This is a genomic window from Streptomyces globisporus C-1027, assembly GCF_000261345.2.
Taxonomy (GTDB): Bacteria; Actinomycetota; Actinomycetes; order Streptomycetales; family Streptomycetaceae; genus Streptomyces; species Streptomyces pakalii.
Map to the genome: position 1 here is coordinate 1,808,348 of NZ_CP013738.1, position 24,271 is coordinate 1,832,618.

The window sequence follows — 24,271 nt, forward strand, 5'->3', positions numbered from 1 at the left end:
CTGGCTCCTTTCCCGGCGATTTCCGCCTCCCTTCGCGCTCCACGGGGGACAGATGCGGACAGGGCCCGGAAACGGACCCGGTCCGACTCGGGCTCGGACCCGCCGGAGATACGGAAGGGCGACGCGATGAACACGGCCATCGGCCATGACCGGGCCAGGGGCGCACTGCTGGGACTGGCGGTCGGGGACGCGCTCGGCGCCCCGGCGGAGAACCTGCGGCCCTCCGAGATCCGCCGCCGCTGGGGGCGGATCGAGGGGTTCGTGAGCGACGACCCGGCGGGCACCGACGACACGGAGTACGCGATCTTCTCCGGGCTGCTGCTGGCCCGGCACGGCTCCGCGCTCGACGTCACCCATGTGGAGCGGGCCTGGCACCACTGGATCGCCGATCTCGACGAGGGCCCGTTCCGGGGGGCCGGGTTCAGCGAGCGCGGCACGCTGGAGAACCTGCGCCGGGGCCTGGCGGCACCGATCTCGGCCCAGCACCGGCACGCCTGGAGCGACGGGCTCGCGATGCGGGCGGCGCCCTTCGGGGTGTTCGCGGCGGGCCGCCCGGCCGAGGCGGCCCGGCTGGTCGCGGTGGACGGCCGGGTCAGCCACGAGGGCGAGGGGATCTACGGAGGCCAGGCCGTGGCGGCCGGGGTCGCGGCGGCCATGGTCGGCTCGGGCCTCGCCTCGGTGATCGCGGCCGCGCTCTCGGTGGTCCCGATGGACTCCTGGACGGCCCGCTCGCTGCGCCGGGCGGTGACGGCGGCCCAGCGCCCCTACCCCGACCGCCTCACGATGGAACGGGCGGTGCGCTCGGCGGTGGTGATCGCCGGCTACCCGTGGACGGACCTCGCGCCGGAGGCGGTGGGCCTGGCCTTCGGGGCGTTCACGGCGGCGCGCGGGGACTTCCCGGCGGCGGTGCTGACGGCGGTCAACATGGGCCGGGACGCCGATACGACGGCGGCGGTGGCGGGGGCGCTGGCCGGGGCGCTGCACGGGGAGAGCGCCATCCCGCCGGACTGGGCGAGCGCGATCGGCCCGGTCCGGGGCAGCTGCCTGCCCTCGATGCGCGGCTACCACGTGCTGGACATCGCGGAGCTCCTGACCCCGGACGACCCGGAGGCGGGGGCGACGCGGGAGCGGGGCGGCGGCCGCGAACCTTCGGCCGTACGGGACATGGCGTCGGTGGCGGCGTCCTTCGAGCCGGGGCGGGAGGAGCGGCGATGACGACGACGGGCGAGACGACGGCAGGGCCCACCGGAAGCCCGGGGGTCACCCGACCGGGTACGGAAACCTCCCACTCCCCCGCCCCCTCCCGGCGTGCCCGGATCGAAGGGCTGTTGCTCGGGCTGGCCGCCGGGGACGCCGCCGGGTGGCCCGCCGCGCGGCATCGGGCGGCCCGGATGCCCGAGTGGACCCGGCGGCTCACCCGGGAGCTGGACACCTTCGCCGAGCAGAACGCCACCACCACGCTCCCCGTGCCCATCGCCCTCAACCAGCCGCCCGAGCCGCTGCGGCGCGGCCCGTCCGACGACGCCGAGTGGGCCGCGTTCGCCGCCCGTACGGTGCTCGCGGCAGCCGCCGACGAGGCGGACGGCCTCCCGCCCGGCCGCCGGATGCGGGACGCGGTCGACCGGGCCTGGAACGCGCTCGCCGCCACCGTCGCCGCCGCCAGCGCCCGGGCCCCCGAGGTCGAGGCGGCCGTCCTTCCGCTGCGGGCCCGGATCTCGGTACGGGCCGGGCTCGGCAACCTCGCCGCCGGGCTGCGGCCGCCCGCCACCGGGCACGACAACCCGCACTACTTCGACGACGCCGCCTGCGTCCGGGCGGCCGTGCTCGCCGTGGTCCACCCGGGCGATCCGGCGGAGGCCGCGGCGCTCGCGGAGTTCGACGCCCGGTACACCCAGGACGGCGACGGGGTGCACGGGGCCCGGGCCGTGGCCGCCGCGATCGCCGTGGCGCTGGCCGGGGCGGACGTCGACGCCGTGGTGAACGCCGCTCTCGACCGGCTCCCCGACGGCACCGAGATCGCCCGCAACGCCGTGCACGCGGTCCGCCTGGCCCGGGAGTTCGCGGACGAGCCGGCCGGGGCGTTCGCCCTGGTCCCGGTCCTGGAGCACCAGATCGTCGACCACGTCTACAGCTACGGGATCGCGGCGGCCGAGACCGTCCCCGTAGCCCTCGCCCTCACCACCGCCGCCCGGGGCGAGATCGCCCAGGCCATCCCGGCCGCCGCCTGCCTCTCCCGGGTCGCCGACTCCGCGCCCGCCCTGGCCGGGGCGCTGACCGGGGCGATCGGCTCGGTCACCGCCGTACCGGCGGGCTGGCGCGAGGCCTGCCGGACGCTCGCGGGCTGCGCGCTGCCCCGGCTCGCGGGCACCGACCTGATCGAACTCGCCGGGCTGCTGGCAGCCACGGAACCAGCCCTCCCGGGTGGACAATTCCGACATGACGCCCACAACGGCCACAGCTCCGGCCGCCTCGACCCCGCAGACCTCTCCCTCCGCCCCCGGACTCGATGACCGCTTCACCCGGGCCCTCGTCGGCGCGGCCGTCGGAGACGCGCTCGGCGGTCCGGTCGAGGGCTGGACCCCCGAGCAGATCTCCGAGCGCCACGGCGGCCGGGTGACCGGGATCGTCGGACCCTGGTACGGCGAGGACTGGCGCACCGCCCGCCCCATCGCGCCGTACCACAAGGGCGACGGCCACGTCACCGACGACACCTTGATGACCCACGCCCTGATCCGGGTCTACGAGCAGGTCCGCGACCACCTCGACGCGTACGCCGTCGCCGACCATCTGGTACCGGATCTGCTCTCGCCCCGCTGGATCCCGGAGCTGGAGGCCGAGGCGCTCCCCCTCCAGCGGATCTTCCTGGCCGAGAAGTGGATCGTGGCCCGGCTGCACTACGGGCACATGGACCCGCGCGAGGCCGGGGCGGGCAACATCGTCAACTGCGGTGCGGCGATGTACATGGCCCCGGTCGGCCTGGTCAACGCCGGGCACCCGGAGGCCGCTTACACCGAGGCGCTGGAGGTGGCGGCCCCGCACCAGTCCTCGTACGGGCGGGAGGCCGCCGGGGTCTTCGCGGCCGCCGTCGCCGCCGCCTGCCACCCGGACGCGACCCCCGCCACGGTGGTCGACGCCGCCCTCGCGCTCGCCAAGGACGGCACCCGCTCCGCGATCGAGGCGGTCTGCGAAGCCGCCCTGCAGCACGACGACTTCGAGTCCGCGCTCACCCCGCTGCGGGCGGCCGTGGAGCCCTTCGACACGGTCGGCCCCGACTACCGTTCCCCCGCACTCGGCGCCCGCCGCCCCTCCCGGCTGCACGCCATCGAGGAACTGCCCGTCGCCCTGGGGATGTTGCTGGTCGGGGGCGGCGACTACCGGCGTACAGTGCTGGGTTCGGTGAACTACGGCCGGGACTGCGACTCCATCGCCACGATGAGCGGGGCGATCGTGGGCGCGCTGGGCGGTGAGGTCCCGGCCGACTGGGCGGAGAGGGTGGCGGAGGCGAGCCGTCTGGATCTGCACACCCCGGCCCGGGCGCTGGCGCAGGTGGCCCGGGAAGTCTTCGCCCGCGACCTGGAGCGGCGCGCGGCCCACGAGGAGGCGTTCACCGCGCTGGCCGGTGAGAGGTGAGCGCCGCCCCGCCCCGGGACCCACGCGTCCGCCTCACCTGGGTGCAGCCCGAGGATCTGGTCGGGCACGAGCTGCGGCAGGCCGCGCAGGACGGCCGGGACGCCCGGGAGATCGAGGAGCGGTGGTACGCGGCCGGGGGCTCCCCCGCCCCGGACCGCGCGGGCACGTCCGAGCCGCCCGCACCGGCCCGGCTGCGGACGCTGGCCGGTGAGCTGCTGGATGAACTCGCCGCGCTGGATGCGCCGTTGGCCTCCGATGAGCCGACCGACCTGGACGCGATCGTGGCCGCCTGCCCGCACTGGCCGGGGCCGCCCGGGGCCGCGCTCGCCGTCGGAGACCGAACGCCCAGCCAGGACAGACAGCCCGCCGGCCGGGGCCGGACGCCCGCCGTCACCCCCTCCCCACTGCACGCCGCCTGGCTCGGCCGGGCGGCAGGCTGCCTGCTGGGCAAGCCGGTGGAGAAGCTGCCGCTGACCGGCATCCGCGCCCTGGCCCGCGCAGCCGGCAACTGGCCGCTCTCCACCTGGTTCACGGCCCGCGGCGTGCCCGCCGAGCTGCTCGCCGCCCACCCCTGGAACCGCCGCTCGGCCCCCACATCCCTCGCCGAGAACATCGACGGCATGCCGGAGGACGACGACCTCAACTACCCGCTGCTCACCCTGCTGTTGCTGCAGCGTCACGGGCGCTCCTTCACCACCGCCGACCTGGCCCGGCTCTGGCTGGACGAGCTTCCGGCCGGGCGCACCTTCACCGCCGAGCGCATCGCGTACGGCAACCTCCTGGCGGGCGTCGAACCCCCGGAGACCGCCCGCCGCCGCAACCCGTTCCGGGAGTGGATCGGCGCGCAGATCCGGGCCGACGTGCACGGCTGGACCCACCCCGGCGACCCGGCCGGGGCCGCCGCCCAGGCGCACCGGGACGCGGTCCTCACCCATACCGGCAACGGGGTGTACGGCGCGATGTTCACCGCCGCCGCGCTCGCCGTCGCGGCCGGGGGCGAGAGCGATGTGCACGGCTGCCTGGCGGCCGGTCTGCGGGTGGTGCCGCCGCATTCGCGGTACGCCCGCGCGGTCCGGCTCGGCATCGAAACCGCGCGCACGGAAGGGGAGTTCGACGTCGTCGTGGACCGGCTGCACGCCGTCTACGCCGACACCCACCACTGGGTGCACGTGCTGCCCAACGCCGCGCTGCTGGCCGCCGCCCTCACCCACGCCGACGGCGACTTCACCCGGTCGATCGGCAACGCGGTCTCCGGCGGCTGGGACACCGACTCCAACGGGGCCACCGCCGGATCGCTGGCCGGACTGCTGGCGGGCGGGCCGGACGCCCTGCCCCACCACTGGACCGCCCCCCTGAAGAACCGGCTCGCCACCTCCGTACCCGGCTTCGACCGGGCCGGTTTCGACACCCTCGCCGCACTGACCCACCAGGAGGCTCTGCGCCCATGACCCGCATCGCGGTGCTCGGCAGCACCAACATGGACCTCGTCGCCTACACGGCCCGCGCCCCCGGGCGCGGTGAGACCGTCACCGGACGGGAGTTCCGGACGATCCCCGGCGGCAAGGGCGCCAACCAGGCCGTCGCCGCCGCCCGCGCGGGGGGCGAGGTGATGATGATCGGCGCGGTCGGTGACGACGCGTACGGGGCGCAGCTGCGCGAGGGCCTCGAACACGCAGGCGTCGACACCGACCTCCTGCACACCGCCGAGGGCCCCAGCGGCACCGCGCACATCGTCGTCGACGACACCGGCTCCAACGCGATCGTGGTGGTCCCGGGGGCGAACGGCGTCGTCACCACGCTCGGCCCCGGGGAGATCGCGGCGATCGCCGCGTCCGAGATCCTCCTCATGCAGCTCGAACTCCCCCTGTCCGCCGTCGTCGAGGGCGCCCGCGCGGCCCGGGCCCAGGGCGTGCGGACCATCCTCACCCCCGCTCCCGTGCAGCCCCTGCCCGACGAACTCCTCGACCACATCGACCTGTTGGTGCCGAACGAGCACGAGGCCGCCGAGCTGTCCGGGCAGGACGAACCGCACGCCGCCGCCCAGATCCTGCTGCGCCGGGTGCCCGAGGTCATCGTCACGCTCGGCGCGAAGGGCTGTCTGTACGCCGCCCGGGGCGGCGAGCCGGTGCTCTTCGAGGCCCCTTCGGTGACCGCCGTCGACACCACCGGGGCCGGGGACACCTTCGTCGGGGCGCTGGCCGTGGCGCTCGGCGAGGGGCGGCCGGTGGCCGGGGCCGTGGCGTTCGCGTCCGCCGCCGCCGCGCTCTGCGTCCAGAAACCCGGCGCGTCCACCTCCATGCCCTACCGCAGCGAGATCGAGGCCGATGCCGTATGAGCACGACAGCGGGACCCCTGACCGGGCTGAAGGTCATCGACCTGGCCACCCTCTTCGCCGGCCCCCTCGCCGCCACCATGCTCGGGGACTTCGGCGCCGATGTGATCAAGGTCGAGCACCCCCGTAAGCCGGACCCCTCGCGCGGGCACGGGCCCGCCAAGGACGGGGTCGGCCTGTGGTGGAAGCTGCTCGGCCGCAACAAGCGCACCCTGACGCTCGACCTGTCGGCGCCCGGAGGCCGGGACGTGCTCCTGCAACTGGCTGCCGAGACCGACGTCATCGTCGAGAACTTCCGGCCCGGGACGCTGGAGCGATGGGGGCTCGGCCCCGAGGAGCTGCACGCCGTCAACCCGCGTCTTGTCCTGGCCCGGGTCACCGGCTTCGGCCAGTCGGGGCCGTACGCGCACCGACCCGGCTTCGGGACGCTGGCCGAGGCGATGAGCGGGTTCGCGGCGATCACCGGGGAGCCGGACGGGCCGCCGACGCTGCCGCCGTTCGGGCTCGCGGACTCCATCGCGGCGCTGGCGACGGCGTACGCGGTGATGGCGGCGCTCGCCGGGCGGGAGAAGACCGGCGAGGGGCAGGTGGTGGACCTGGCGATCATCGAGCCGATCCTGACCGTGCTGGGCCCGCAGCCGCTCTGGTACGACCAGCTCGGCTACGTCCAGCCGCGCACCGGCAACCGCTCCCGCAACAACGCCCCGCGCAACACCTACCGCACCGCCGACGGCCACTGGGTCGCGGTCTCCACCTCCGCCCAGTCCGTCGCGGAGCGGGTGATGCGCCTGGTGGGCCGGCCGGACCTGATCGACGAGCCCTGGTTCGGCGCGGGCACCACCCGGGCCGAGCACACCGAGGAGCTGGACGGGGCGGTCGGCCACTGGATCTCCCGGCACAGCCGCGAGGAGGTGCTGAACGGCTTCGAGAAGGCGGAGGCGGCGGTCGCGCCGATCCATGACGTACGGGAGGTGATGGAGGACCCGCAGTACCGGGCGCTGGGCACGATCGCCGAGGTCGACGACCCGGAGCTGGGGCCGCTGCGGATGCAGAACGTGCTCTTCCGGCTCTCGGAGACCCCCGGCGGTATCCGGTGGGCGGGCCGCCCGCACGGCGCGGACACCGAGGAGATCCTGGCCGGGCTCGGCCTCTCGGAGACCCGGATCGCGGCGCTGCGGGACCAGGGGGCGCTGTGACCGGCTGCGCCACGCCCTTCCCGCCGCTGCCGGAGGACCACCCGCAAAACGACCCGTGCCGGCCGCCGCTGACCTGGCTGTACGTGCCCGGGGACCGGCCGGAGGTGGTGGCAAAGGCGCTCGGCTCCGGGGCGGACGTGGTGATCGTCGACCTGGAGGACGCCGTCGCCCCGGACCGTAAGGAGTACGCGCGCTCCGCCACCGCCGAACTCCTCGGCGACCAGGTGACCGCCGCCCCCGACGCCGTACCGGTCCATGTCCGGGTGCACGGCGAGGACGACATCCGGGCGCTCGCGGGGCTGCCGGGCCTGGCGGCGTTCCGGCTGCCGAAGATCACCCATGCGGTCTCGGTGCACCATGTGGCGGCCGTGGCCCCCGGCGTACCGCTGTATCCGCTGCTGGAGTCGGCGCTCGCGATCGAGCACGCGTACTCGATCGCCTCGGCGCATCACGCGGTACGGGGCATCGCCCTGGGCGAGGCGGACCTCCGGGCCGATCTGGGCGTACGGGAGGACGCCGGTCTTGACTGGCCGCGCAGCCGGGTCGTGGTGGCGGCCCGGGCGGCGGCGCTGCCTCCGCCGGTGCAGTCGGTGTTCCCGGACGTCCAGGACCTGGACGGGCTGTGGGCCTCGTGCGGGCGGGGGCGGGCGCTCGGGATGCTGGGGCGGGCGGCGATCCATCCGCGCCAGCTGGAGGTGATCGAGCGGGCGTTCCGGCCGACGGCCGAGGAGATCGAGGCGGCCGAGCAGATCGTCGCGGCCTCGGCGGTGGAGGCGGGGGCGCTGGCGCTGCCGGACGGGCGGTTCGTGGACGCGGCGGTGGTGGCGTCCGCCCGCCGTACGATCGCGCTCGCCGGGCGGGCCTGAGACTGCGGGCCCGCCCGGCGAGGGGGAGGTGTGCGGGGAGGGCGCGGGGGGTCAGCCCTTCTCGGCCGCCGCTTCGGTGCTCTCGGCGGTACGGCCCTTGCCCGGCTCGTCCTTGCTGAGCGGGTCCTTCTGCGCGTCGGCGTCTGCGGCGTCCTTCGCGTCGGCGTCCGCCTTCGCTGAGCCGTCCTGGTCGGAGTCCTTCCCGGGAGTGGTGTCCCGGTCGGGCTCGACGATCTCCTCGCGGCCCGGACGCAGCTTCGCGGAGACCACGATGTAGACGACGGCGAGGACGAAGACGATGATCGCGGTCCACACGTTCAGGCGGAGACCCAGGATGTGGTGGGCCTCGTCGACGCGCATGTACTCGATCCAGGCACGACCGGCGCAGTAGGCGGCGACGTACAGCGCGAACGCCCGTCCGTGGCCGAGCGTGAAGCGGCGGTCGGCCCAGATGACCAGCAGCGCCACACCGATGCACCACAGCGACTCGTACAGGAAGGTCGGGTGGTAGGTCCCGGCGACCCGGTTCGCGCCCTCGCTGATCTCCACCGCCCAGGGGAGGTCGGTGGGCTTGCCGTACAGCTCCTGGTTGAACCAGTTGCCCCAGCGGCCGATGGCCTGCGCGAAGGCGATGCCCGGGGCCAGCGCGTCGGCCCAGGCGGGCAGCGGGATGCCCCGGCGGCGGCAGCCGATCCACGCGCCGACGGCACCGAAGGCGATGGCGCCCCAGATACCGAGGCCGCCCTCCCAGATCTTGAAGGCGTCGACCCAGTTCTCACCCTCGCTGAAATACAGCTGGTAGTCGGTGATCACGTGGTAGAGCCGTCCGCCGACGAGGCCGAAGGGCACCGCCCAGACGGCGATGTCGGCCACCGTGCCGGCTTTGCCGCCCCGGGCGATCCAGCGCTTGTTGCCGAACCAGACGGCGACGAAGACACCGATGATGATGCAGAACGCGTAGCCGCGGAGCGGGATCGGGCCGAGCTCGATCACGCCGGTCGACGGACTGGGAATGGAGGCAAGATTCATGGCGAGGTCGACGCTACCTTGCCGGGCGGTGGGTACGGCAAGCCACCCGGCAACGTCTGGGTAACAGGGACCGCGTCACGCGGGGCCGGACACCGCCGGGGGCTCCGGTCAGGAACCGGCGGCGGACGAGGGCGCGACCGGGGTGGAGGCCCCTTCGGCCGGGCCGGACGGGGCGGCGGAACCGTCGGCCGGGGCGGACGGTGTCGTGGACCCTTCGGCCGGGGCGGACGGTGTCGTGGACCCTTCGGCCGGGGAGGCGCTGCCCGGCTTCTTGCCCTTGTTGGCCTCGGCGACCCACTTCTTCAGGTTCTCCGGGGAGATCTGCTCGTCGCCCTTGCCCGGGAAGACGGACTCCCCGTTGAGCAGCACCGTCGGCGTGCCCTGGAAGCCGCCCTCGCGGAACGCCGTGTCGGACTTCTTCACCCAGCTGTCGTGCTCGCCGTCCTCCACACAGCTGCGGAAGCCCGGTGTGTCGAGCCCCTCGACCTCGCCGGCCAGCTCGATCAGCCGGCTGTTCTTCGCGAAGGCGTCGTCCGGCTCGGGAGGCTGGTTGCTGAAGAGGACGTCGTGGTACGGGGCGAACTTGCCGACGTCCTGGGCGCAGGCGGCGGCGTTGGCGGCGCGCAGCGATCCGGTGCCGCCGAGATTGCCGTCGATGATGGTGGCCAGGTGATACTCCACCCGGATCTGGCCGTCGTCGGCCAGCTCGGTGATCGTGTCCCGGAAGGCCGTCTCGAACTGGGCGCAGACCGGGCAGCGGAAGTCCTCCCAGATCGTGAGGGTGGACGGGGCGTCGGCCGCGCCGACCGGCAGGGTCAGGGCGGCCTCGCCGATCGCGCCGGACGGGGCGACCGCCGGTCCTGAGGCGGAGTCGCCGCCGTCGTCCTTGCCCGCGTTGGCCGCGATCAGGCCGACCACGGCGGCCAGGCCGAGCACCCCGACCACCGCCGAGGCGACGATCAGCGTCCGGCGGCGCTTCTCGCGCCCCTTCTCCCGCTCGCGCTGCTGGGCCAGGCGCTCGCGCGCGCTTCTGTTTCCCTCAGGGATCTTGTCGCTCACACCCGGGGAACGAACCGGGGAGGCACCTCCGCGCCTCCCCGGTCCACAATCCACCCATTCGGGTGGTTCACGGGCTCAGCGCTTTCGAACACCTTCGGCCAGTTCGCCCGCCAGGGAGCGGACGGCGGCGAGGCCGGCGGCCTCGTCGGGGGCGTCCAGCATCGCCTTGACGAAAGCCGAGCCGACGATCACGCCGTCGGCGAATCCGGCGACCTCGGCGGCCTGCGCCGCGTTGGAGACGCCGAGGCCGACGCAGACCGGCAGGTCGGTGGTGGCGCGGGTGCGTCCCACCAGGTCCTGGGCCTGGGCGCCGACGGAGGCGCGGGTTCCGGTGACGCCCATCAGGGACGCGGCGTAGACGAAGCCGCTGCCGGCCGCCGTGATGGTGGCGAGGCGGGCGTCCTGGCTGCTGGGGGCGACGACGAACACGGTGGCCAGGCCGTGCTTGTCGGCGTGCTCGCGCCACAGCGCGGACTCCTGGACCGGCAGGTCGGGCAGGATGCACCCGGCGCCGCCCGCCTCGGCCAGCTCGGCGGTGAAGCGCTCGACGCCGTAGCGGTCGATGGGGTTCCAGTACGTCATGACGAGGATCGGGACGCCGGTGGCCTCGTACGCCTCGCGGACCGTGCGCATCACGTCGGCGATCCGGACGCCGCCGCGCAGGGCGATGTCGTCGGCGGTCTGGATGACCGGCCCGTCCAGGACCGGGTCGCTGTGCGGGAGGCCGACCTCGACGACGTCCGCGCCGCCCGCGACGACGGCCTTGACCGCTTCGATGCCGCCGTCGACGGTCGGGAAGCCCGCCGGGAGGTAGGCGATGAGCGCCGCCCGGTCCGCGGCCTTCGCGGCGGCCAGGGTGGTGTTCAACAGCTCGATGTTGCCGCTCACTTGGCGTCCCCCTCGATCTCGGCGCGGTCGCTGTCGGCGTCCGCCTCGACGACGGCGTCGGTGTCGTAGAGCCCGAAGTAGCGGGCGGCGGTGTCCATGTCCTTGTCACCGCGGCCGGACAGGTTGACGAGGATCAGCCCGTCCCTGCCCAGCTCCTTGCCGAGGTCCAGGGCCCCGGCGAGCGCGTGGGCGCTCTCGATGGCCGGGATGATGCCCTCGGTGCGGGACAGCAGGCGCAGGGCCTGCATGGCCGCGTCGTCGGTGACCGCGCGGTACTCGCCGCGCCCGACGTCCTTGAGGTAGGAGTGCTCGGGGCCGATGCCCGGGTAGTCGAGCCCGGCCGAGATGGAGTACGGCTCGGTGATCTGACCCTCGTCGTCCTGGAGGACGTAGGAGCGCGAACCGTGCAGGATGCCCGGCTCCCCCGCGGTCAGGGTCGCCGCGTGCTCGCCGGTCTCCACGCCGTGCCCGGCGGGCTCGCAGCCGACCAGGCGGACGCCCTCGTCGGGGATGAAGGCGTGGAAGAGGCCGATGGCGTTGGAGCCGCCGCCGACACAGGCGACCGCCGCGTCGGGGAGGCGGCCCGCGCGCTCCAGGAGCTGGCGGCGGGCCTCGACGCCGATGACCCGGTGGAAGTCGCGGACCATCGCGGGGAAGGGGTGCGGGCCCGCGACCGTGCCGAAGAGGTAGTGCGTACGGTCCACGTTGGCGACCCAGTCGCGGAACGCCTCGTTGATGGCGTCCTTCAGGGTCCGCGAGCCGGACTTCACGGCGACGACCTCGGCGCCGAGCATACGCATCCGGGCCACGTTCAGGGCCTGGCGCTCGGTGTCGATCTCGCCCATGTAGATGGTGCACTCGAGGCCGAAGAGGGCGCAGGCGGTCGCGGTGGCGACGCCGTGCTGGCCGGCTCCGGTCTCGGCGATGACACGGGTCTTGCCCATGCGCTTGGTGAGGAGCGCCTGGCCCAGCACGTTGTTGATCTTGTGCGAGCCGGTGTGGTTGAGGTCCTCGCGCTTGAGGAAGATCCGGGCGCCGCCCGCGTGCTCGGCGAAGCGCGGGACCTCGGTCAGGGCGCTGGGGCGGCCGGTGTAGTTCACCATCAGCTCGTTGAGCTCGGCGGCGAACGCCGGGTCGGCCTTGGCCTTGTCGTACTCGACGGCGACCTCGTCCACGGCGGCGACGAGCGCCTCCGGGATGAACTTGCCGCCGTACGCGCCGAAATAGCCTTCGGCGCTGGGGATCAGACCCTCGGGGTCCGGAATGAAGAACTCGGACGTCATGCGACGTGCTCCTTGGCATGGCAACGGGTGGGTTCACCGTATGCGCGGAGCGGCGGGCGCCACCGGAACCGGCGTGCGGTCACGGTGACGCGGTCGTACGTACGGAGGTACTGCGGGTACTGCGGTACGTCGGCCGGGGCTCGCCTACTGCGCGGACCCCGGGCGCCATCGCATGCCGTTGACCTGACCGGGCTCGTCCCCGATGACGTACCGCACACGCCGTCCGTGCACACGCCGGGCGGGGGCACGGCAGCCACGAGGGCGGCAGCCGCGCGCCAGCGGGGCGTGCGGGTCCCGCGCCGGAGCCCCGGCCGGGGCGAGGCCCGGTCGGGTGCGGGGCACGGGACGTCCGGTCATGGTCGCTGTCGTCCCCGGGTCAGCCGCGGCCGTGGCGGAGCGCCGGGTGGGCGCCCGCGGCGACGAGGTCGGCGACGGCGGCGCGCGGGTCGCGGCCGGTGACCAGGGACTCGCCGACCAGGACGGCGTCGGCGCCGGCGTTGGCGTACGCGATCAGGTCGTGCGGGCCGCGGACGCCGGACTCGGCGACCTTGACGATGTGGTCGGGGATCTCGGGGGCGACCCGCTCGAAGGTGGAGCGGTCGACCTTGAGGTCCTTCAGGTTGCGCGCGTTGACACCGATGATCTTGGCTCCGGCGTCCACGGCGCGCTCCGCCTCCTCCTCGTCGTGCGCCTCGACGAGCGGGGTGAGCCCGATCGACTCGGCGCGCTCGATCAGGGAGACCAGGGCCTCCTGGTCGAGGGCGGCGACGATCAGCAGGGCGAGGTCGGCGCCGTAGGCGCGGGCCTCCCACAGCTGGTACGAGGTGACGATGAAGTCCTTGCGGAGGATCGGCGTGTCGACCTTGGCGCGGACGGCCTCCAGGTCGGCGAGCGAGCCGCCGAAGCGGCGCTCCTCGGTGAGGACCGAGATGACGGACGCGCCGCCGGCCTCGTAGTCCGCGGCGAGCGCGGCCGGGTCGGCGATGGCGGCCAGGGCCCCCTTGGAGGGCGACGAGCGCTTGACCTCGCAGATGACGGTGACGCCCTCGCCGCGCAGGGCGGCGACTCCGTCCTTGGCCTGGGGGGCGCGGGCGGCGCGCTCCTTCAGCTCGTCGAGGCTGACGCGCGCCTGTCGCTCCGCGAGGTCGGCGCGAACGCCGTCGATGATCTCGTCGAGCACACTCACGCGAGCGGCCCCCTTCCGGAACGGTGAATAGGGAACAGGATCAGCCGTACCGATGGTATCCGCAGGAGCGCCCAGGGCTCGCATCCGGCCACGCCGCGTCCCACTACCTGGGCATTTCAGGGGGCCAGCGCCGAGCCGAACGGCAGATTCCGGACGACGGTGAAGATCAGCAGGACGGCGCCCACGCCCCACCACCAGGCGGGTGCCAGGGCGATCCGCAGGGGCTTTCCGCGCCAGGCGCGGACCAGCCAGAGGACCCAGACGGCGGCGAAGAGGAAGTAGCCGGCCGTGGCGATCGCGTTGGCTGAGAAGGCCGCGCCGAGGTCGCCGGTGATGAAGGCGTGAGCGCTGCGGAGGCCGCCGCAGCCGGGGCAGAAGACGCCGGTCAGCTGGAGCAGCGGGCAGACGGGGTAGTGGCCGGGCTCGTTGGGGTCGACGGTGCCGACGTAGGCGAAGGCGCCGGTGACGGCGGCGAGGATGCCCAGGGGCGTGCCGAGCCTTTTCCAGCCTGTCCGGCGTTTGAGGACGGAACCGGGGCCGTGGGGTGCGGGCACCTGCTGGGCTCCTTCGCCCAAGGGCCCTGTGAGCTGCGGGCTCTCCCCGCCGAGGGTTCCGTCCTCAATCGCCGGACGGGCTGGAATGTCCGGGGTCCCCGTGGCAATGGTTCCGTCCTCAAACGCCGGACGGGCTGGAATGTCCGCCGGACGGGCTGGGGCGTCCGGCGTCGGGCAGACCGTCAGGGGCATGTTCCAGGGGCCGACGCCCTGGGGGTCGGGGTCCGGGGGCTGGGCTGCGGCGGGGGTAGGCGAGGCGTCCACCCGCCGATTGTCCCCCGACGACGCGAAAAGGCGCAGCCCCACCGGGGCTGCGCCTGTCTGCGTGTCGGTCGCCGGGACGGTCCGGCGGCCGGATCAGTGGGAGATCTGCGCCCGCCCGGCGCGCGCCCGGGCCTCGACCATCTCGGCCGACTCCTTCTGCGCGCCGAGACCGGCGGCCCGCATGGCGAGGCCCACGAGTCCGCCGGCGAAGATCACGGCGACGCCGACCCAGAAACCGAGCGGGTTGGCCGCGACCATGAAGACGCCTGCGACGCAGAAGCCGATCAACGTGATGATGGCACCGGTCCAGGCGGCCGGGGTGTGTCCGTGGCTCGTGCCCGCCATGAGTTGCTCCTCGTTGGTGTTGCGCTGTGGGTGACGCGGTAGATGGGCCGCCGCCCGGGGGACGGCTCGGTTCCATTGTCCCGTACGGGGCCGCCGGGGGTGAGCGTGGGGGTCACGCCTCGCGCGTCGGGTCCTCGCCTCGGTCCAGGGCCTTCCACAGGTCCTCGGGCCGGTCCGGGTCGGGGGCGGTGCGGGGCGCCTTGCCGGGGCGGGGGGTGCCGTCGCGCTCGTACTTTCCGGACATGGCGGGCCAGCGGCTGCCATAGCGCAGGGCGAGGAGCCCGGCGAGCAGGATCAGCAGACCGCCGACGGCGGTGACGTAGGGCCAGGCGGTATGGCTGAGGGCGTGGATGGTGGCCGCCGCGTCACCGGTGGTCCTGGCCGCCTCCTCGTCGAGGGCCGTGCTGTCGGAGGCGCCGGCCCAGGCGCTGAGGGTGGCGCCGAGGCCGCTGAGGGCCAGCAGCGCGGCGACGATCCGGCGGCCCGCGCCGCGTACGGCGAAGACGGCGACGAGGGCGGCGAGCCCGACGATGGCGAGGGCGGCGGGGGCGCCCGTGACGTCCCGGCCGTCGGCGGTCAGCGGCAGCGCGCCGCCGCCGGTGGCCGCCTGGCCCTCGGCCCAGGTCTGCCCGGAGGCGAGGAGGACGACGGTCGCGCCCACCGCGCCCAGGAGCAGACCGGCCGCGAGGGAGCGGCGACTCCCCGCGGAGTCGGGCGCGGCGCCGGACGCGGAGTCGGCGGTGCGGGCACGGGGCTGGGGTACGGGAACAGCACTCACGCCCTCCACTATCCCCTACCGCCCCGACGCCCGCGGAGCCGGTCGGCCGTCAGCGGTTCAGCGGGCGTTCAGCGGCCGTGGAGCCGGTTGGCCGTATGGACGGCGCGGAGCACGGCCGCCGCCTTGTTGCGGCATTCGGTGTCCTCGGCGACCGGGTCGGAGTCGGCGACGACCCCCGCTCCGGCCTGGACGTACGCGGTGCCGTCGCGGAGGAGGGCGGTCCGGATGGCGATGGCGGTGTCGGAGTCCCCGGCGAAGTCGAGGTAGCCGACGCAGCCCCCGTACAGTCCGCGGCGGCTCGGCTCCAGCTCCTCGATGATCTGCATGGCGCGGGGCTTGGGCGCGCCGGAGAGGGTGCCCGCGGGGAAGCAGGCGGTGAGGACGTCGAAGGCGGTGCGGTCCTCGGTGACGCGGCCGGTGACGGTGGAGACGATGTGCATCACGTGGGAGTAGCGCTCGATGGACATGAAGTCGACGACCTCGACGCTGCCCGGTTCGCAGACCCGGCCCAGGTCGTTGCGGCCGAGGTCGACGAGCATCAGGTGCTCGGCGCGCTCCTTGGGGTCGGCGAGCAGTTCCTCGGCGAGCGCCTGGTCCTCCTGCGGGGTGGTGCCGCGGTGCCGGGTCCCGGCGATCGGGTGGACCATGGCCCGGCCGTCCTCGACCTTGACGAGGGCCTCGGGGCTGGAGCCGACGACGTCGAACCCGTCGAAGCGGAAGAGGTACATGTACGGGGACGGGTTGGTGGCCCGCAGGACCCGGTAGACGTCCAGGGCGCTCGCGGTGCAGGGCGTCTCGAAGCGCTGGGAGGGGACGACCTGGAAGGCCTCGCCCGCCCGGATGCGCTCCTTGATGTCGTCCACGGCGTCCTGGTAGGCCTCGCCGCCCCAGAGCGCGGTGTACGGGGGCAGCTCGGACGGGGGCAGGACGGCGGGGGCGTTCTCGACCGGGCGGCGAAGGTCGCGCTCCATCGCGTCGAGGCGGGCGACGGCGTCCGCGTGGGCCTCGTCGACGCCGGTGGCGAGGTCGTTGTGGTTGATCGCGTTGGCGATCAGCAGGACGGTGCCGTTCTGGTGGTCGAGGACGGCGAGGTCCGAGGTGAGGAGCATGGTCAGCTCGGGCAGCTTCAGGTCGTCACCGCCGTGCTCGCCGATCTTCTCCAGGCGGCGCACGATGTCGTAGCCGAGGTAGCCGACCATGCCTCCGGTGAACGGCGGGAGGCCCTCGTCCACGACCAGGTCGCGCGGGGTGTGCAGGGTCTCGACGGTGGCCCGCAGCGCGTCCAGCGGGTCGCCTGCCACGGGGACGCCGACGGGCGGGGTGCCCAGCCAGTGGGCTTCGCCGTCGCGGGTGGTGAGGGTGGCGTCGCTGCGGACGCCGATGAAGGAGTAGCGCGACCAGGTGCGGCCGTTCTCGGCGGACTCCAGCAGGAAGGTGCCGGGGCGCTCGGCGGCGAGCTTGCGGTACAGGCCGACCGGGGTGTCGCCGTCCGCGAGGAGGCGGCGGCTGACGGGGACGACGCGCCGGTCGACGGCCAGTTTGCGGAAGGTGTCGAGATCCATGGCCGGACCTTAGCTGTCGAGGAGGAGGACGTCGGCGTCGAAGCAGGTGCGGTCGCCCGTGTGGCAGGCGGCGCCGGTCTGGTCGACCTTGACGAGGACGGTGTCGGCGTCGCAGTCCAGGGCGACGGACTTCACCCGCTGGATGTGGCCCGAGGTGTCGCCCTTGACCCAGTACTCCTGGCGGCTGCGCGACCAGTAGGTGGCACGGCCCGTGGTGAGCGTGCGGTGCAGCGCCTCCTCGTCCATCCAGCCGAGCATCAGCACCTCGCCGGTGTCGTACTGTTGGGCAACGGCCGGGACCAGACCGTCGGCGCCGCGCTTGAGGCGGGCGGCGATGGCGGGGTCGAGGCTGCTGGCGGGCGGCGTGGGGCCGGGCGTGCTGGTCATGGGCCCATTGTGCCGCGTCGGCGGGGGCTTTCCGGGCGGACGTCCACTGGGCGGACCACGGGTGACGGTCGTACGCTGGCGGGCATGTCGACCCATGCGAAGCGTGAACGTCTTCTGCTCGCCGATCTGTTGGAAGCGGCCGGCCCCGAGGCCCTGACCCTGTGCGACGGCTGGAAGACCCGCGACCTGGCCGCCCATGTGGTGGTCCGCGAACGCCGCGCCGACGCGGCGGGCGGGCTGCTGGTGAGTGCGCTGAAGGCCCGGCTGGAGCGGGTGCAGGCGGAGTTCGCGGCGAAGCCGTACGAGGAACTGATCCAGCTGATCCGTACCGGCCCGCCCCGGTTCTCCCCGATGGCCCTGAAGCAGATCGACGAGGCGGCCAACACGGTCGAGTTCTTCGTCCACGCGGAGGATGTGCGGCGGGCCCAGCCCGACTGGTCGCGCCGCGAGCTGAACCCGGTCTTCGCCGATGTGCTCTGGTCGAACGTGGAGAAGACCGCCCGGCTGGTGGGCCGCCGCTCCCCCGTCGGCCTGGTGCTGCGCCGCCCGGACGGCCGCACGGCGGTGGCCCACAAGGGCACCCCGGTGGTGACGGTGACCGGCGAGCCGGCCGAGCTGCTGCTGTTCGCGTACGGGCGGCAGAGCGCGGCGGACGTGCAGGTGGAGGGCGACCAGGCGGCGGTGGAGCGGGTACGGAAGGCCGAACTGGGGATGTGACGCGGGGCGCGTGACGAGGCCGGGCGTCCGGCGGGCTTCCGGCCGGGGGTGGCGGCCCCGGTCGGGCGGTCGCCGGGTCAGCGGGGCAGTTCGGCGCGGCGGAGTGCGGTGAGGGCGAGGCCCATCGCGCCGCCGGACGCGCACACGGCCGCGCTCACCGCGTACACCGGTCCGGTCCCCCAGAGTGCGATGGCCGCCCCGGTGACGGGATAGCTCAGCGGGATCAGCGCGTAGGTGGAGAACGTCGACACGGACGTGACCCGGCCCAGGTACGCCGGGTCGGCGGCGGTCTGGACGAGGGCTCCGCACAGCGCGCCGGCCAGACCGGCCGTGAGCCCGACGAACGCGGCGACCGCGGCGGCGAGGGCGACCGTGGGGACCTGGGCCAGGGCGGCGATGCCGACGGCACCGACGAGCGCCGTCAGGCTCATCACGAGTCCGGCGCGGGGCACTCGGCCCCGGACGGCGAGCAGCAGGGCGGACCCGGCTGCCCCGCCGGCGAATCCGGCGACGATCCAGCCCATGCCGGAGGCGCCCCAGCCGCGCTGCTCGGAGAGCAGGATCAGCCCGAGGTTGAGCGGTCCGACGAAGCCGAGCTCGCTGAGGGCGATGACGAGCATGAGCGGGCCGAGGAGGTGGTGGCGGCGGATGTACCGGAGCCCGCCGACGAGGTCGTGCCAGGCGTTGGGGGCCTTCGCGGCGGCCGCTGCGCCACCGGAGGTCTCCGGCTCGGCCAGGGGGCTGATCCGCAGGCTCAGGAGCAGCGGCAGGGAGAGGGCGAAGAGCACACCGGCGGCGGCGAAGGCGAGTGAGGGGCCGCCGGTCGCCACCGCGACCCCGCCCGTCGGCGCGCCGATGATCGAGGAGCCGCGCGCGGCCAGTGCGCGCAGGCCCTGGATCCGGGCGAGCTGCCCGGGGGTGCTGATCCGGGGCGGCAGCGCCCCGACGGCGGGCAGGAACAGGGCGTCGACCGCGCCGAAGAGCAGGGCGACGACCAGCAGGACGCCCACGGTGGGCGCGGTGAGAACCAGGATCGCGGCGAGGGCAAGAACCAGGACGGCGCGGGCGGCGTCGCTGCCGATGACGACGCGGCGGGGCCCGAGCCGGTCGGCGAGCACTCCCCCGCCGAGCATGAGGAGCGCCCGGGGTATCGACCCTGCGGCGAGGACGAGGCCGGTGCCGGAGGCGCTGCCGGTACGGGCGGCGGCCCAGGCGAGGGCCATGAAGTAGACGCTGTCGCCGATCATCGACGCGGTGTACGCGCCGAGCCAGCGCAGGACGTTCGGGTCGCGGTGCGCGGGGCGTTCGGCGGCCTCCACAGCGATGGCGGTCACGGGTGCGGCCTTTCCGGGAGAGCCGGGTGGGTTCACGGGCGGAAGGGGAAGCCGTACGTGTGCAGGGCGACGCTCTCCCGGCCCTCCGTGTCGCCCGCGTCGTCGCGGGCGCGGCCCGCTTCCTCGTATCGGTCGATCAGCGCGCCCATCTCCCGGCTGAGGGCGGCCAGTTCGGCGGCGGTGAGCCTGAGGAGGTTCTCCGAGCTCCAGGAGGCGCTGCGCCACTCCGCGTCCCAGGTGTGCCGTGCGCTCTGGTGGGCGCGGTAGAGCTCGACGTGCTGGTCGAAGGACATCCGGCTGGCGGCGGCGTAGACGGCCGCCCTGTCCGGTGCGTCGTCGAAGTCCGCATCGTTGTAGGTCAGCCCTCGGGAGGACGGCTGCCACCAGCGTTCCCGGCCGTCGGTGCCCTGCCCCTCGGCCGGTTCGATCAGTCCGTGGTCGGCGAGCTTGCGCAGGTGGTAGCTGACGAGGGAGACCGCCTCGTCGACCTGGTCGGCGAGCTGGGAGGCGGTGGCGGTGCGCTTGATGTGCAGGGCGCGGTAGAGCTTCAGGCGCAGGGGGTGGCCGATCGCCTTGAGGGTGTCGAGCTCGGAGATGCGGCGTCGTTCGTCACTGGGCATGACACGACCGTAGATGCGCAGGAAAAGTTGCGCAAGAATAATTGCGCAATGTCTGTTGCGGAGTTTTCGGGCGTCAGAAGGTGACGGACAGGCGGGGGCTTCAGGTGCCGGGCAACCGTCGTGCGGGCCGGGTCCTCAGGTGCCCCGCAGCCGCCGCGCCGCCAGTGCGAGCGAGACCTCGACCGCGTCCCGGGGGCGGGTGAGGCAGCGGCCGGTGAGCTGTTCGAAGCGGCGGAGTCGGTTGAGGACGGTGTTGCGGTGGCAGTAGAGCCGGGCGCCCGCCCGCTGCGCCGAGCCGTCCGCGTCCAGCCAGGCGGTGAGGGTCTCCACGATGACATCGCGGTCGGCGGGGTCCAGCCGGTCCAGCGGGCCCAGCACCCGGTCGGCGAGGGCTCCGGCGAGCGCCGGGGAGGACACGACCAGGGCGTCCGGGAGGTGCTCGTCGAGCAGGACGGTCCCCCCGGTGGCCGGACAGGCGCGCAGCGCGGTCTCCGCCAGCCGCCGGGCGTCGCCGAGGGCGGCCAGTCCCTCGACGGCGGAGCCGATCCCGGCCCGGGTCCCGGCCGGCACGTCCAGCGCGGCGGCCAGTTCGCTCAGCTCGCCGGGCGGGCCCGTCAGCGGCAGGATCGCGAACTCGGCGTCCGGGCCCGGGTGCCAGAGCGCAGCGGCTCCCGGATGGGCGGCGGGCAGCACCACCGGCGTACGGGCCACGGCCCCCGGCCCGTGCCGGGCGACTGCCGCGTCGGCGGGCCCTGACCCGCGCCCGTCACTCCCCGCCCCGTCCGCGACACCGGCTCCCGGCCCGCCCGGGCCGACCGCCACCGCGAGCACCGCGTACCGCCCCTGCTCCGGCAGTCCCAGCATCTCCGCCGCCTCGGCCAGGTCCGCGATCCGGGCGGTCCCGTCGAGCAGGGCGGCGACCATCAGCCGCTGGCGGTTCTCGCGGCGCCAGGACAGCCGCCGCTCGGCCTGCCGGTAGGCGTCCGCGACGACCCCGCAGTGCTCGTCGACGAAGTTCCACACATCGGCGGCGACATGGACGAGCAGCCGGATGTCGTCGGGGTCGCGCCGGGCGGTCTCGTCCACAAGGTCCTGCCAGACCATCGCGCCGCCCATCCGGAAGGCGTGCAGGACGGCGTCGAGCGGGACGCCCTGCTCGGCGCGGATCTCGCCGATCCAGCGGGAGGTGCGATGGGCCGACTCCCGGAACTCGCGGGGCTGGATCAGGGAGCCGACGTTGTGCCGCAGCGAGTGGTGGACCTCCTGCCAGACCTCGGCCCGGTCGGAGTCGATCGCCGCCCGGTAGGCGGGCTCCTGGGCGTACAGGGCCTCGACGAGCCGGTCGGTGAGGGCGGGCAGCGAGGCGACGAGGACCCGGGCGGCCCGGTGCAGCGCCTCGACGGACTCGCGGTCGGCCAGGGACCGGAAGCGGTGCGGCAACGGCGGTACCGGGGAGGGGCCGTGCAGCGCCCCGTTCCGCGAACGTACGACCTGTGGCATGGCGGCCTCCACCGGGAATCGGCCGGCCGCGCGAGCGGCGGGCCCGGCGCACCGGCCCGGGCGGGGCGCGAGCGCGGCGAGACGATCCTGACGCCCGCAGAATGACATACCGCCCAGTCGGTACCTAGGGGTCTGCGCGGAACTCGTCATCACGGTCTCGCAACCCCCGGGAGCGTGCGGCCCGGTGCCGTCGGAGGCACCGGGCCGCACGGTCAGCGGACCGGGTGCCCCGCGTCCCGCAGCGCGCCCTTGACCTCGGAGATCCGCAGGTCGCCGAAGTGGAAGACGGACGCGGCGAGCACCGCGTCGGCGCCCGCCTCGATCGCCGGGGCGAAGTCGGCGAGCCGGCCCGCGCCGCCGGAGGCGATGACGGGCACGGTGACGTGCTTGCGGACCGCCTCGATCATCTCGGTGTCGTAGCCGTCCTTGGTGCCGTCGGCGTCCATCGAGTTGAGCAGGATCTCGCCCGCGCCCAGCTCGGCGGCCCGGTGGGCCCACTCGACGGCGTCGATGCCGGTACCCTTGCGCCCGCCGTGCGTGGTGACCTCGAACGTGCCCTCCGGAGTGCGGCGGGCGTCGACCGAGAGCACCAGGACCTGGCGTCCGAAGCGTTCGGCGATCTCGCGGATGAGGTCGGGGCGGGCGATGGCGGCGGTGTTGACGCCGACCTTGTCCGCCCCGGCGCGCAGCAGCTTGTCGACGTCCTCCGGGGTGCGGACGCCGCCGCCGACGGTGAGCGGGATGAAGACCTGCTCGGCGGTGCGGCGGACCACGTCGTACGTCGTCTCGCGGTCGCCGCTGGAGGCGGTGATGTCGAGGAAGGTCAGCTCGTCGGCGCCCTCGGCGTCGTACAGCTTGGCCATCTCGACGGGGTCGCCCGCGTCGCGCAGGTTCTGGAAGTTGACACCCTTGACGACCCGGCCGTTGTCGACGTCGAGGCAGGGGATGACCCGTACGGCGAGCGTCACTTCGCGCCTCCTCGGTAGGCCTCGACCTCGACCTCGACGACCAGGCTCGGGTCCACGAGACCGGACACGATGATCATCGAGGCGGCGGGGCGTACGGCGTCGAACAGCTCCTTGTGGGCGCGGCCGACCTCGTCCACGTCCCGGGCGTGCGTGAGGTACATCCGGGTGCGGACGACGTCCTCGCGTCCCAGACCCACCTGCTCCAGCGCCGCGAACGCGACGTCGAAGGAGGTGACGGCCTGCTCGTACGGGGAGCCCGCGGCGATCTGGCCGTTGACCACGGAGGTGCAGCCGGCCACCAGGACGAGCCCGTTGGGGAGTTCGACCGCCCGGGAGTAGCCGAACTTCTCCTCCCAGGGGGCGCCGGTGGAGATCCGGCGTACAGCGGAAGCGGAATCGGTCACGCGGCGACCGCCTTGAGCGCCTCTTCCAGCGTGAACGCCTTGGCGTACAGCGCCTTGCCGACGATCGCGCCCTCGACGCCTTCGGGGACGAGGAGGGAGATCGCGCGGAGGTCGTCCAGGGACGAGACGCCGCCGGAGGCGACGACGGGGCGGTCGGTGACGGCGCAGACGTCGCGCAGGAGGCCCAGGTTGGGGCCTTCCAGGGTGCCGTCCTTGGCGATGTCGGTGACGACGTAGCGGGCGCAGCCCTCGGCGTCGAGGCGGGCGAGGGTCTCGTAGAGGTCGCCGCCGTCGCGGGTCCAGCCGCGGCCGCGCAGGGTGGTGCCGCGGACGTCGAGGCCGACGGCGATCTTGTCGCCGTGCTCGGCGATGACCTTGGCGACCCACTCGGGGGTCTCCAGGGCGGCGGTGCCGAGGTTGACGCGGCGGCAGCCGGTGGCGAGCGCGGCCTCCAGCGAGGCGTCGTCGCGGATGCCGCCGGACAGCTCGACCTTGATGTCCATGGCCCCGGCGACCTCGGCGATCAGGGCGCGGTTGTCGCCGGTGCCGAAGGCGGCGTCCAGGTCGACGAGGTGCAGCCACTCGGCGCCGGCGGACTGCCAGGCGAGGGCGGCCTCCAGCGGGGAGCCGTAGGAGGTCTCGGAGCCGGACTCGCCGTGGACGAGGCGGACGGCCTGGCCGTCGCGGACGTCGACGGCGGGGAGCAGTTCAAGCTTCGGCATTACAGCGTCTCGATCCAGTTGGTCAGCAGCTGGGCGCCGGCATCGCCGGACTTCTCGGGGTGGAACTGGGTGGCCCACAGCGCGCCGTTCTCCACGGCGGCCACGAACCGTTCGCCGTGCGTGGACCAGGTGACCTTGGGCGCACGGATCTTGGCGTTGGTGACTTCGAGGGTCCAGTCGTGCGCCGCGTAGGAGTGCACGAAGTAGTACCGGGCCTCGGGGTCAAGTCCGGCGAAGAGCCGGGAGTCCTCGGGGGCGTCCACGGTGTTCCAGCCCATGTGCGGGACGACGTCGGCCTTCAGGGGGCCGACCGTGCCGGGCCATTCGTCCAGGCCCTCGGTCTCCACGCCGTGCTCGATGCCGCGCTCGAAGAGGATCTGCATGCCGACGCAGATGCCCATGACGGGGCGGCCGCCGGAGAGCCTGCGGCCGACGATCCAGTCGCCGCGGGCCCGCTTCAGCCCGTCCATGCAGGCGGAGAACGCGCCGACGCCGGGGACGAGCAGCCCGTCGGCGTTCATCGCGCGGTCGAAGTCGCGGGTGATCTCGACGTCGGCGCCGACGCGGGCGAGGGCCCGCTCGGCGGACCGGACGTTGCCGAAGCCGTAGTCGAAGACGACGACCTTTTTCGAGTCAGTCACAGGGTG

At 74.2% G+C, this 24,271-nt stretch carries 26 protein-coding genes; 8 read left to right on the forward strand and 18 right to left on the reverse strand.

From position 1 onward, the window contains the following. Positions 1-126: 126 nt before the first annotated feature. From WQO_RS07920 to WQO_RS07950, 7 genes are read left to right on the forward strand one after another with little or no spacing between them, the layout of a single operon-like run. Positions 127-1,215, forward strand: a complete 1,089-nt coding sequence (locus tag WQO_RS07920; protein WP_010064511.1) for an ADP-ribosylglycohydrolase family protein — start codon at positions 127-129, stop codon at positions 1,213-1,215. Then, entirely contained in the window at positions 1,212-2,510 is a 1,299-nt protein-coding gene (locus WQO_RS07925; protein WP_058953913.1) for an ADP-ribosylglycohydrolase family protein, read from the forward strand. The genes WQO_RS07920 and WQO_RS07925 overlap by 4 nt, the downstream gene beginning before the upstream one ends. Continuing rightward, positions 2,437-3,630 carry an ADP-ribosylglycohydrolase family protein gene (locus WQO_RS07930; RefSeq protein ID WP_010064513.1) on the forward strand — a complete coding sequence of 398 codons (1,194 nt, stop codon included), beginning with the start codon at positions 2,437-2,439 and terminating at the stop codon, positions 3,628-3,630. The genes WQO_RS07925 and WQO_RS07930 overlap by 74 nt, the downstream gene beginning before the upstream one ends. Then, positions 3,627-5,078: an ADP-ribosylglycohydrolase family protein gene (locus WQO_RS07935; RefSeq protein ID WP_010064514.1), complete on the forward strand. Its 1,452-nt coding sequence runs from the start codon at positions 3,627-3,629 to the stop codon at positions 5,076-5,078. The genes WQO_RS07930 and WQO_RS07935 overlap by 4 nt, the downstream gene beginning before the upstream one ends. Next, entirely contained in the window at positions 5,075-5,965 is an 891-nt protein-coding gene (gene rbsK / locus WQO_RS07940) for a ribokinase (protein WP_010064515.1), read from the forward strand. Before WQO_RS07935 ends, rbsK begins: the two co-directional genes overlap by 4 nt. Beyond that, on the forward strand, positions 5,962-7,158 hold the full coding sequence (locus WQO_RS07945; RefSeq protein ID WP_010064516.1) for a CaiB/BaiF CoA transferase family protein: 1,197 nt from the start codon (positions 5,962-5,964) through the stop codon (positions 7,156-7,158). Before rbsK ends, WQO_RS07945 begins: the two co-directional genes overlap by 4 nt. Next, the gene (locus WQO_RS07950) at positions 7,155-8,024 is read left to right on the forward strand and encodes an HpcH/HpaI aldolase/citrate lyase family protein (RefSeq protein ID WP_010064518.1); all 870 of its coding nucleotides are present in this window, start codon (positions 7,155-7,157) and stop codon (positions 8,022-8,024) included. The genes WQO_RS07945 and WQO_RS07950 overlap by 4 nt, the downstream gene beginning before the upstream one ends. Positions 8,025-8,075: 51 nt before the next feature. Here the strand turns inward: WQO_RS07950 and lgt are convergent, their stop codons facing one another. The 11 genes from lgt to hisI form a co-directional block, all read right to left on the reverse strand. Then, entirely contained in the window at positions 8,076-9,053 is a 978-nt protein-coding gene (gene lgt / locus WQO_RS07955; protein WP_010064520.1) for a prolipoprotein diacylglyceryl transferase, read from the reverse strand. A gap of 108 nt (positions 9,054-9,161) precedes the next feature. After that, a complete protein-coding gene (locus WQO_RS07960; RefSeq protein ID WP_058953914.1) occupies positions 9,162-10,112 on the reverse strand; it encodes a DsbA family protein in 951 nt (316 codons plus the stop codon). Between the two features lie 75 nt (positions 10,113-10,187). Beyond that, positions 10,188-11,000 carry a tryptophan synthase subunit alpha gene (trpA, locus tag WQO_RS07965; protein ID WP_010064522.1) on the reverse strand — a complete coding sequence of 271 codons (813 nt, stop codon included), beginning with the start codon at positions 10,998-11,000 and terminating at the stop codon, positions 10,188-10,190. Further along, positions 10,997-12,283, reverse strand: coding sequence for a tryptophan synthase subunit beta (trpB, locus tag WQO_RS07970; protein ID WP_010064523.1), 1,287 nt, complete (start codon positions 12,281-12,283; stop codon positions 10,997-10,999). The genes trpA and trpB overlap by 4 nt, the downstream gene beginning before the upstream one ends. A 144-nt stretch (positions 12,284-12,427) precedes the next feature. Beyond that, the gene (trpM, locus tag WQO_RS37265) at positions 12,428-12,640 is read right to left on the reverse strand and encodes a tryptophan biosynthesis modulator TrpM (protein ID WP_073821455.1); all 213 of its coding nucleotides are present in this window, start codon (positions 12,638-12,640) and stop codon (positions 12,428-12,430) included. A gap of 19 nt (positions 12,641-12,659) precedes the next feature. After that, positions 12,660-13,469, reverse strand: coding sequence for an indole-3-glycerol phosphate synthase TrpC (gene trpC / locus WQO_RS07975; protein WP_010064524.1), 810 nt, complete (start codon positions 13,467-13,469; stop codon positions 12,660-12,662). 116 nt (positions 13,470-13,585) lie between these two features. Further along, a complete protein-coding gene (locus WQO_RS36720; RefSeq protein ID WP_010064525.1) occupies positions 13,586-14,023 on the reverse strand; it encodes a DUF2752 domain-containing protein in 438 nt (145 codons plus the stop codon). A gap of 357 nt (positions 14,024-14,380) precedes the next feature. Next, positions 14,381-14,632, reverse strand: a complete 252-nt coding sequence (locus WQO_RS07985; RefSeq protein WP_010064526.1) for an HGxxPAAW family protein — start codon at positions 14,630-14,632, stop codon at positions 14,381-14,383. Positions 14,633-14,744: 112 nt separating this feature from the next. Further along, positions 14,745-15,419: a TIGR02234 family membrane protein gene (locus tag WQO_RS07990; protein ID WP_010064527.1), complete on the reverse strand. Its 675-nt coding sequence runs from the start codon at positions 15,417-15,419 to the stop codon at positions 14,745-14,747. A 59-nt stretch (positions 15,420-15,478) separates the two neighbouring features. Beyond that, positions 15,479-16,972, reverse strand: a complete 1,494-nt coding sequence (locus WQO_RS07995; RefSeq protein WP_010064529.1) for an anthranilate synthase component I — start codon at positions 16,970-16,972, stop codon at positions 15,479-15,481. Between the two features lie 9 nt (positions 16,973-16,981). After that, positions 16,982-17,359: a phosphoribosyl-AMP cyclohydrolase gene (gene hisI, locus WQO_RS08000; RefSeq protein WP_010064530.1), complete on the reverse strand. Its 378-nt coding sequence runs from the start codon at positions 17,357-17,359 to the stop codon at positions 16,982-16,984. A gap of 84 nt (positions 17,360-17,443) precedes the next feature. Here hisI and WQO_RS08005 point away from each other — a divergent pair, with 84 nt between their 5' ends. Beyond that, complete coding sequence (locus WQO_RS08005; RefSeq protein ID WP_010064531.1) at positions 17,444-18,076, forward strand: TIGR03085 family metal-binding protein; 633 nt, start codon at positions 17,444-17,446, stop codon at positions 18,074-18,076. A gap of 77 nt (positions 18,077-18,153) precedes the next feature. Here WQO_RS08005 and WQO_RS08010 read toward each other — a convergent pair whose 3' ends face one another. The 7 genes from WQO_RS08010 to hisH all read right to left on the reverse strand — a co-directional run bounded on the left by WQO_RS08010 (position 18,154) and on the right by hisH (position 24,265). After that, positions 18,154-19,410 carry an MFS transporter gene (locus tag WQO_RS08010; RefSeq protein ID WP_010064532.1) on the reverse strand — a complete coding sequence of 419 codons (1,257 nt, stop codon included), beginning with the start codon at positions 19,408-19,410 and terminating at the stop codon, positions 18,154-18,156. Between the two features lie 32 nt (positions 19,411-19,442). After that, complete coding sequence (locus WQO_RS08015; protein ID WP_010064533.1) at positions 19,443-20,030, reverse strand: ArsR/SmtB family transcription factor; 588 nt, start codon at positions 20,028-20,030, stop codon at positions 19,443-19,445. Positions 20,031-20,165: 135 nt separating this feature from the next. After that, positions 20,166-21,530: a PucR family transcriptional regulator gene (locus tag WQO_RS08020; RefSeq protein WP_010064534.1), complete on the reverse strand. Its 1,365-nt coding sequence runs from the start codon at positions 21,528-21,530 to the stop codon at positions 20,166-20,168. Positions 21,531-21,742: 212 nt separating this feature from the next. Then, positions 21,743-22,498, reverse strand: a complete 756-nt coding sequence (gene hisF / locus WQO_RS08025) for an imidazole glycerol phosphate synthase subunit HisF (RefSeq protein WP_006123807.1) — start codon at positions 22,496-22,498, stop codon at positions 21,743-21,745. Further along, positions 22,495-22,902, reverse strand: coding sequence for a RidA family protein (locus WQO_RS08030; RefSeq protein WP_010064535.1), 408 nt, complete (start codon positions 22,900-22,902; stop codon positions 22,495-22,497). Before WQO_RS08030 ends, hisF begins: the two co-directional genes overlap by 4 nt. Continuing rightward, positions 22,899-23,624: a bifunctional 1-(5-phosphoribosyl)-5-((5-phosphoribosylamino)methylideneamino)imidazole-4-carboxamide isomerase/phosphoribosylanthranilate isomerase PriA gene (priA, locus tag WQO_RS08035; protein ID WP_010064537.1), complete on the reverse strand. Its 726-nt coding sequence runs from the start codon at positions 23,622-23,624 to the stop codon at positions 22,899-22,901. The genes WQO_RS08030 and priA overlap by 4 nt, the downstream gene beginning before the upstream one ends. Continuing rightward, on the reverse strand, positions 23,624-24,265 hold the full coding sequence (gene hisH, locus WQO_RS08040) for an imidazole glycerol phosphate synthase subunit HisH (protein WP_010064538.1): 642 nt from the start codon (positions 24,263-24,265) through the stop codon (positions 23,624-23,626). Before hisH ends, priA begins: the two co-directional genes overlap by 1 nt. Between the last annotated feature and the right edge of the window lie 6 nt (positions 24,266-24,271).

Coding starts and splice junctions, on each gene's coding strand:
- WQO_RS07920 (WP_010064511.1), top strand. CDS start 127: ATGAACACGGCCATCGGCCATGACCGGGCCAGGGGCGCACTGCTGGGA.
- WQO_RS07925 (WP_058953913.1), top strand. CDS start 1,212: ATGACGACGACGGGCGAGACGACGGCAGGGCCCACCGGAAGCCCGGGG.
- WQO_RS07930 (WP_010064513.1), top strand. CDS start 2,437: ATGACGCCCACAACGGCCACAGCTCCGGCCGCCTCGACCCCGCAGACC.
- rbsK (WP_010064515.1), top strand. CDS start 5,075: ATGACCCGCATCGCGGTGCTCGGCAGCACCAACATGGACCTCGTCGCC.
- WQO_RS07945 (WP_010064516.1), top strand. CDS start 5,962: ATGAGCACGACAGCGGGACCCCTGACCGGGCTGAAGGTCATCGACCTG.
- lgt (WP_010064520.1), bottom strand. CDS start 9,053: ATGAATCTTGCCTCCATTCCCAGTCCGTCGACCGGCGTGATCGAGCTC.
- trpB (WP_010064523.1), bottom strand. CDS start 12,283: ATGACGTCCGAGTTCTTCATTCCGGACCCCGAGGGTCTGATCCCCAGC.
- trpM (WP_073821455.1), bottom strand. CDS start 12,640: ATGACCGGACGTCCCGTGCCCCGCACCCGACCGGGCCTCGCCCCGGCC.
- WQO_RS07985 (WP_010064526.1), bottom strand. CDS start 14,632: ATGGCGGGCACGAGCCACGGACACACCCCGGCCGCCTGGACCGGTGCC.
- WQO_RS07995 (WP_010064529.1), bottom strand. CDS start 16,972: ATGGATCTCGACACCTTCCGCAAACTGGCCGTCGACCGGCGCGTCGTC.
- hisI (WP_010064530.1), bottom strand. CDS start 17,359: ATGACCAGCACGCCCGGCCCCACGCCGCCCGCCAGCAGCCTCGACCCC.
- WQO_RS08005 (WP_010064531.1), top strand. CDS start 17,444: ATGTCGACCCATGCGAAGCGTGAACGTCTTCTGCTCGCCGATCTGTTG.
- WQO_RS08015 (WP_010064533.1), bottom strand. CDS start 20,030: ATGCCCAGTGACGAACGACGCCGCATCTCCGAGCTCGACACCCTCAAG.
- WQO_RS08020 (WP_010064534.1), bottom strand. CDS start 21,530: ATGCCACAGGTCGTACGTTCGCGGAACGGGGCGCTGCACGGCCCCTCC.
- priA (WP_010064537.1), bottom strand. CDS start 23,624: ATGCCGAAGCTTGAACTGCTCCCCGCCGTCGACGTCCGCGACGGCCAG.